Genomic DNA, 6,006 nt, shown 5'->3' with positions numbered 1-6,006 from the left:
AGGCATTTTTAAAAACACGGTGTTTAAAATATTGTGGCTGTTGGTTCTTATCAACCCATTGCCCAGGTTAAGATAAAATTTATTGCTCTTCAGCGGTCTGTCGTAATTAAAACGAACGCTGATGGTGGTACTTTTTATTTTAGTATCCTGCTGCTGGCTGCTGTCGGTGCCGGTAAAAGAATAATCAGGATTTAAAAATTGCTGGTAATAATCTCTTTCGTTATTATTAATGCCAAAATTTACACCGGTAATAATTTTAAAAATCACACCGGGCTTTTTGCCTTTGTTGGTATAGGTGGTATTAAAATTTGGCGAAGCACTGGTACTGTTGGTTGCCGTAAACCGGTTACTCAACTTATAAATTAAATTGCTGCTGTTAATATTGGCGTATTGGTTGTTGTTATTACTTTCCGCAGTACTGCTGTTGTAAAATGCTGTAAAATTAAAAGCATTGCGTTTGTTTAATTCGTAATCAAAACTAACCCTTGCATTGGGCCGCAAACTGTTATTGCTGTTAATGCCGGTAGTATTAAAATAATTTACAGAATCTATATAAATATTTTGCCTGTTGCTGTAACTGCTGCCTTCAAATTCGTTGTAACCAAAACCTGCGCTAACGTTTAATGCAATTTTATTTTTACGGTAAGCAAAGTTACCGTTAATACCATTTTCGCCACGGGTACCATAACTTACATTTAAACGGCCACTCATACCCACTCTTCCTTTTTTAGTTACAATATTTATTACGCCACCTCTTTCGCTTGCATATTGCGGTGGTGGTGTAGTCATCACTTCAATTTTATCGATCATACTGCCGGGCATACTTTCTAAAAGATCCTGCAATTGTTTGCCGTTTAATTCTACCGGTTTATCATCAATCAATATTTTTACATCTTTACCACGCAGTTGCACTTTACCATCGTTATCTACATTTACCAGCGGTGTTTGTTTTAATAATTCGGTGGTAGAGGCGCCGGAGCTTAATGCAGATTCACCTGCATTAAAAATTATTTTCCCATCTTTATTTTCAATAAGTGGTTTTTCGGTATAAATAATTATTTCTTCTAGATCGGTAGTTTTTTTATTCAGTTTAATATCGTTCAAATCAAAATCGTACCGTTCGGCTCTTAAGTAAATACTATCTAACCTTAAATTACTGTAGCCCATCATACTAATTTGTAAGCGGTAATAACCGTAAGGCAATTGCTCAAATAAAAACGAGCCGTCTTTAGCTGTAATTAAAGTTGTTGTAAATAAACTGTCTGCAATTTTACTGAGCGTAACTGTAGCGGCTGCGATGGCTTTTGAGTTTTCGTTATCCAGCACATTGCCAATAATAATACCGGGGTTTGAAATTACTTTGGCAGAATCCTTTTGGGCAAGGGCATCTAAAAAAAGTACAGAAAAAATAAAGAAGAAAAGAAATTTCAATTAAAGTAATGTTTAGGTAAACAAATTTATCTTATTACCTTAATTAGACGACATTTTTATTATCAACGGTCTAATAATTTTATATAAATCAGCTTCTGCCATCCTGTCACAATCTGCATCATTTCATTTATCTTTGCCCTCTTAAAAAATAAGGAGCAAAATGCTGAAGTTATTGACACATAAAGAACATGATGAAGTAAGGCAGGGAGAAGCTTATGCGCCTTTTGCTAATGATATCAACGCTTATAGAAAACATTTTTATATAGAAAGCTATGGCTGCGCCATGAATTTTGCTGATAGTGAAGTGGTAGCTTCTATTTTACAAAACAATGGCTTTGGTGCTACTAAAAATGTGGAGGATGCTGATTTAATTTTCATCAATACCTGCAGTATAAGAGATAAGGCCGAGCAAACCGTAAGAAAAAGATTAACTGAATTTAGAAAATATAAAAAGAGCAACCCCGGTTTATTGGTGGGTGTGCTGGGTTGTATGGCTGAAAGATTGAAAGCACAATTTATTGAAGAAGAAAAATTGGTTGATTTAGTGGTTGGCCCCGATGCTTACCGCACATTACCCGGTTTAATTGAAGAAGCAGAAACCGGCCAAAAAGCAGTGAACGTTTTATTAAGCCGTGATGAAACTTACGCCGACATTTCTCCCATACGATTAAACAGCAATGGCGTAAATGCTTTTGTAAGTATAATGAGAGGATGCAATAATATGTGCAGCTTTTGTGTGGTGCCATTTACAAGAGGGCGTGAAAGAAGCCGTGATGCTGCAAGTATAATTAATGAATGTGCAACTTTATTTGAAGAAGGTTACAGAGAAGTAACCTTACTGGGGCAGAATGTAGATAGTTACCAAGCCTCCCCAAACCCCTCCCAAGGAGGGGCTTACGAGCAGCCAGTTTCCTTTTGGCAGCTATTAGAAATGGTAGCATTAATTTCTCCTGAATTAAGGGTTCGTTTTTCCACTTCTCATCCAAAAGATATTACGGATGATGTATTGTTTACCATTGCTAAGTACGATAATATTTGCAATTATATTCACCTGCCCGTACAAAGCGGCAGCAGCAGGGTTTTACAATTGATGAACAGAACATACAGCCGTGAGTGGTACATTGCTAAAGTAAACCGTATTAAAGAAATTATTCCTGATTGCGGATTAAGCACTGATATGATCACCGGTTTTTGTACCGAAACTGAAGAAGACCATCAGGAATCTTTAAGCCTGATGCGGTATTGCCAGTACGACCTGGCTTACATGTATTTTTACAGCGAACGCCCCGGCACTTTAGCAGCAAGAAGATTTAAAGATGATATACCGGAAGAAGTAAAGAAAAGAAGATTGCAGGAAATGATCGATCTGCACCGCATACAATCTTTACATAGCATGCAACGGGATGTGGGCAAAACATTTAAAGTATTGATTGAAGGCACGAGTAAGAAAAACGAGAATGAATTACAGGGAAGAAATGATCAAAATAAAGTAATCATTTTTCCAAAAGGGAATTTAAATAAAGGTGAATATGTACACATTAAAGTTGACAGGTGCACAGCAGGAACATTATTTGGAACTCCTGTAAAAATTAATTAACAAAGAGCATCTTAAGTTCTTTGCAAAACAAACCTAATGGATTTACAAAGCATAAAAAATCGTTTCGCAATTATTGGTAATGCGCCTGCATTAAACCATGCGTTAAATATTGCCACACAGGTGGCCAATACCGATCTGTCTGTTTTAATTAATGGAGAAAGTGGTGTGGGTAAAGAAGTATTTTCTCAAATCATCCATGCCTTATCTGCAAGAAAACATAATCCCTTTATTGCGGTTAACTGCGGTGCCATTCCGGAAGGCACCATCGACAGTGAATTATTTGGCCACGAAAAAGGAAGTTTTACAGGTGCCATGGAAAGCCGCAAGGGTTATTTTGAAACGGTTAACGGCGGTACTATTTTCTTAGACGAAATTGGCGAAATGCCTTTAGGTACACAAGCCCGTTTACTTCGTGTACTGGAAGCTGGTGAATACATCCGTGTAGGCTCCAGCAAGGTACAAAAAACAGATGTCAGGGTAATTGCTGCAACCAATAAAGAGCTTATCGAATTTACACAAACCGGAAGATTTAGAGAAGATTTATATTACCGGTTAAATACCGTACCGATAAGGGTGCCATCTTTACGGGATAGAAAAGATGATATCCCTTTACTGTTCAGAAAATTTGTTGCCGACTTTGCCGATAAATATAAAGCGCCGCCGGTACAACTGGATGAAGAGGCAAAAAATGTGTTAATTAATTACAGCTGGCCCGGTAATGTTAGGGAATTGAAGAATATTGCAGAACAAATTTCGGTGCTGAGCCAGAATAAAAACATTAATGCCACGCAATTAAAAAGTTTTTTACCGGAACATAATTATTCAAGGTTGCCGGTATTATCTGGTGGTGCAGGTGTGGTTAGCCAAACAGAATTTGCTAACGAAAGAGAAATTTTATACAAACTCTTTTTCGACATGAAGAAAGATGTAAATGAATTAAAAAAAATGTTTTACGATTTACTGCAGAACCCCAACATTGCCCACAATCATGCGCCAGTTTTTGCAGATGACATAAAAGAATACAGCAGCAATAATGGAAATGTATTACCCGGCACTTCATCGCAACCGGTAATTTTACACCAGGGTAATAACAACGATATTCACCAGCACGAAGATGTAGAAGAATCGTTAAGTATTATGGATAAAGAAAAGGAATTGATCATAAAAGCATTGAAAAAACATAAGGGCAAACGTAAAGATGCGTCGCTTGATTTGGGGATTAGTGAAAGGACGTTGTACAGAAAATTGAAAGAGTATGATATTGAAGAATAAAGCCCCTAAATCCCCTGAATGTGACTTTAAAGAGCATGCAATTACAAGCTGAATGTTTTTTATTGGATAGTTGTTATTGAATATTTCCTATTCTGCATCTAAAGGATAATCAAACTGCCTGTTATGAACTATCTTTTAAAGTTTGCTGTAATAATTATCCTACTTAACGCCTGCAATACTTATAAAACAAAATATCCTTATTCTCTTGCTGATTTTAAGCCGGAACTAAGGGTGCATTTGGAAAAAATTGTGGAAAACGGCGGTATGTGTGAAGATTTTACAGATAGAAGTGCGTATACCTACCTTTCTAAAAAAGCATCAAATAAAGAACTGGAAAAATTAGTTATTTGCCAACACCCTCTTTTAAGAGCTTATGCATTCAATGTTCTTTGTCAAAAAAATAATCCTTCAATAAATAAAATATTGTATGCTCATTTAGATGACACTGCAATAATTTCTTACTGTGCAGGTGAATTTGGCCCATCTAACACTACTGTTGCTGACTATTTTCTTGATCAAAGCAGAAAGCATACTTCTATTTTAACTCAAACACTGGTTGATACAGTTATAACTAAGCATCCCTATTTAATACATGCTGTAACTTTTCTCTCTCGTTTTGTAGAAAATGATGAGAAATATTATCCACCTTTGAAAAAAATTGTAGAAAACAAATATCGCTGGCATTATAATTATGAAGAAGAACTTTTAGTGCTGTTATCAAAATATAAAAAGAATAGTGATACCAGTAGTATCGCAAAAGAGCTGAACAGAAAATGGTTTAGGAAAGAAGATAAAAAATTCCCTCTCATTGAAGATAATCCTGTAGCATCATATTTTTATTCTATAGAAAAATATTATAAAAAACTTTTAGCCCTTTATGAAAAAAAATATTTGCAAGACGAATTTATACGAGACGAAAAATTTGCCCGAGCTTTTGAAAATTTCATTTCTGCCACAGCGGCTTATAGATCTAAAAGAAGTGCTGATATATTAACGGATATCTTAAACAGAAAAATTTATGCCCGAAGCCAAAATAAAGACAAAAATAATTATGGTGATATTTATTTTCGGTATATATTAGAGAACGCAGTAAAAAAACACAGCAGCCCTTATTATAAAAATTTAATGGCACTTACTCTGGATGCAGCAAATTACTATAAAAAAAATTATACCCTCCCTCCAATGGAAGCCTATATTGACACCAATAAAGAAAAGAACACTTGGTAATTTCTTATTTAAAATCTTTAACAACAAGATTAAAATAATCTGAGTAATTTGCAGCCAATTAAGGTATTACTTATATAAAAATGCAGTACAAGAATATAAATAGATTAAGAAGCAGCTTAAAGTTATTGACTGCATGCTTTCTTATACTTACTGTTTTCTCCTACTCCACCTGCAAATATGGCTTTAAAGATACGTCCCCCATTCCCGAAGAAGTAAAAACATTCCGGGTTAATCCTTTAAGTAATAAAGCACAGTATGTAAATGTGCAACTGGCGCCGCAGTTAACCGAAAAATTGAAGCAAAAAATTATTAATACCACAAGGCTTCGCCAAACCAACAGCGACGATGCCCATTACGATATTAACGGAAGTGTTACACAATATTACACCAGCACAACGGGTATTACAGGTAACAATGCCAGTTTAAACCGCCTCAATATTTCTTTTCACCTTATTTTTAAAAACAGCCTTGATGAAAAG

5 protein-coding genes are annotated in these 6,006 nt (G+C 35.6%); 4 read left to right on the top strand and 1 reads right to left on the bottom strand.

Annotation, left to right across the window (positions count from 1 at the left end; genetic code table 11):
• The coding region (locus tag ACY65O_RS07065; RefSeq protein ID WP_462220149.1) for a TonB-dependent receptor at positions 1-1,431 on the bottom strand (1,431 nt) is incomplete at its 3' end.
• A gap of 160 nt (positions 1,432-1,591) precedes the next feature.
• Between ACY65O_RS07065 and miaB the strand changes: the two genes are divergently transcribed.
• The 4 genes from miaB to lptE form a co-directional block, all read left to right on the top strand.
• Positions 1,592-3,028 carry a tRNA (N6-isopentenyl adenosine(37)-C2)-methylthiotransferase MiaB gene (gene miaB, locus ACY65O_RS07060; protein WP_462220148.1) on the top strand — a complete coding sequence of 479 codons (1,437 nt, stop codon included), beginning with the start codon at positions 1,592-1,594 and terminating at the stop codon, positions 3,026-3,028.
• A 36-nt stretch (positions 3,029-3,064) separates the two neighbouring features.
• Positions 3,065-4,300: a sigma-54 interaction domain-containing protein gene (locus tag ACY65O_RS07055; RefSeq protein WP_462220147.1), complete on the top strand. Its 1,236-nt coding sequence runs from the start codon at positions 3,065-3,067 to the stop codon at positions 4,298-4,300.
• A 123-nt stretch (positions 4,301-4,423) separates the two neighbouring features.
• Positions 4,424-5,527, top strand: a complete 1,104-nt coding sequence (locus ACY65O_RS07050; RefSeq protein ID WP_462220146.1) for a hypothetical protein — start codon at positions 4,424-4,426, stop codon at positions 5,525-5,527.
• Between the two features lie 125 nt (positions 5,528-5,652).
• The coding region (gene lptE, locus ACY65O_RS07045; protein WP_462220145.1) for an LPS assembly lipoprotein LptE at positions 5,653-6,006 on the top strand (354 nt) is incomplete at its 3' end.

The organism is Ferruginibacter sp. (assembly GCF_031430955.1).
Taxonomy (GTDB): Bacteria; Bacteroidota; Bacteroidia; order Chitinophagales; family Chitinophagaceae; genus Ferruginibacter.
Note: the sequence above shows the minus strand (reverse complement) of the source record. Positions and strands in the feature narration are given on the sequence as shown.

What these genes read in the sequence shown, in the direction of transcription:
- miaB (WP_462220148.1), top strand. Translation starts at nt 1,592, where the DNA reads ATGCTGAAGTTATTGACACATAAAGAACATGATGAAGTAAGGCAGGGA.
- ACY65O_RS07055 (WP_462220147.1), top strand. Translation starts at nt 3,065, where the DNA reads ATGGATTTACAAAGCATAAAAAATCGTTTCGCAATTATTGGTAATGCG.
- ACY65O_RS07050 (WP_462220146.1), top strand. Translation starts at nt 4,424, where the DNA reads ATGAACTATCTTTTAAAGTTTGCTGTAATAATTATCCTACTTAACGCC.